Below are 518 nucleotides of genomic sequence, written 5' to 3'. Positions count from 1 at the left end.
ATCAACGTCGATGACGACACCCCGGTCGTGACGGCCAAATCGAGTCTGGTCTACGCGAACAGCAGCAACGGGGCGTCTGTGACGGATATCGGTGGGACGGGCGTCTTCGGCTACTCGATTGGCGCGGACAAGCATCTGACGCCTTACAGTGCGACGAACTCCGACTTCCTGTCCGTGGCCCTCACGGGCGTCACGGTGGGTGCGAACGCCATCACCAACCAATCGGTGACCTGGGTTTCGGAGTCTGATAGCCAGGCGGTGTTCAACGTGGGCTTCACCTATGTGTCCAATCCAGCGCAGGGATCGACCACCAACGCCACCGGCACGCTGATCTTTGACAAAGTGGCGGACACCTATACCTTGAAACTGGATCAGGAGATTCAGAGCTTCAGCATCCTGAACACCTCGACCCCTGGAAACCCCCTGCAGGGTTATGAGCTCAACTCTGCCACAATCGATACATCGAATCCGGCGGTCTCGGTGATGACGCTGGCCAGCAACTTCTTCGTGCAGTTCGA

Annotated in this window: 1 protein-coding gene; it reads left to right on the top strand. The window is 58.3% G+C overall.

Translation table 11 applies throughout. The annotated features are described in order from the left end of the window. The coding region (locus HCU66_RS26995; RefSeq protein ID WP_205891393.1) for a hypothetical protein at positions 1-518 on the top strand (518 nt) is incomplete at both ends.

The sequence above is a fragment of the Pseudomonas frederiksbergensis genome (genome assembly GCF_017114915.1).
Lineage (GTDB): Bacteria > Pseudomonadota > Gammaproteobacteria > Pseudomonadales > Pseudomonadaceae > Aquipseudomonas > Aquipseudomonas frederiksbergensis_I.
Note: the sequence above shows the minus strand (reverse complement) of the source record. Positions and strands in the feature narration are given on the sequence as shown.